The following is a 973-nucleotide window of genomic DNA, read 5'->3' on the forward strand; positions in this document are numbered from 1 at the left end:
AGGCACAGGAGTCCGGCTCCTCTACTCTAGCCTGTCCCTGCAACCCAATCCCCTTCAAGAACTCCGTCCGAGTGGCGCGAACGGCCTCGTCGCCACAGGGTTGCGGTTCCCCTGCCCATGGCAACAACTCCGCCAGAGACAGGGCGGGTGACGGTAAGCAACAATGCTCTCTTAAATCCCTTAAATTCCCTTAAATCAAGTTGCCCAAGGGCTTTTCCACCCCGCACTCAAGTACAGGGCTACCAAGCTATTCCCTGGTGTAGTTTTGTAGAGTGTGTTATGGAGTGCGCCATCGGGACGGAGTCCCTGACAGTTGGACAAAGTCTGCAGGATCAGGAGCGCTCGATCTGAATCTTCTCGATTTCAATCCATTGAATCCATCTGAACCTATGTCTGTTTCCCCACAACTGGCTCAACTGGCCACCTGGATGGCAGGGCACTTCAACAACCTACAACAGGCGATTGCAGAGCCCGTCTGGTTTGCCAACATTCATGTGTACCAATGCCCCTTGCCTTGGTCGGTGTTGCAGGGGGTGGGGTTTTACGTGGAGCAACTGTACGACATTTATCCTGAGCAGCCTTACCGACAGCGGGTGATCCACCTCTTCGATACTCCAGATGGGATCCGGATTCAAAACTATGCTTTGACGGCTCCTGACTCCTACAGGTGCGCCGGTCGAGAGTTGTTGCTATGCAACGCTTACGCGAAGGGGAAATTGGCCGGTCTGACAGCAGCGGAGCTGGAACTCTTGCCCGGCTGTATCACCCAGGTAGAATGGACGGGATCCTGCTATCGGGGCCGCAGCCTGCCCGGCAAAGGCTGTATTGTTGAACGCAAAGGCAGAACCACCTATTTGTACAGCGAGTTTGAGATCGGAGCCGACTACTTTCACAGCTTGGATCAAGGTCGGGATCCGGAGACCGATCAAGTGATCTGGGGATCCCTATCCGGGCCTTTTCGGTTTGTCAAAAA

Annotated in this window: 1 protein-coding gene; it reads left to right on the forward strand. The window is 54.6% G+C overall.

The genetic code is table 11. The features are described 5' to 3' along the window. Positions 1-389: 389 nt before the first annotated feature. A partial coding sequence (locus NW820_RS12735; RefSeq protein ID WP_414407685.1) for a chromophore lyase CpcT/CpeT occupies positions 390-973 on the forward strand: 584 nt, incomplete at its 3' end.

The organism is Synechococcus sp. R55.7, from assembly GCF_047461955.1.
GTDB lineage: Bacteria > Cyanobacteriota > Cyanobacteriia > Thermostichales > Thermostichaceae > Thermostichus.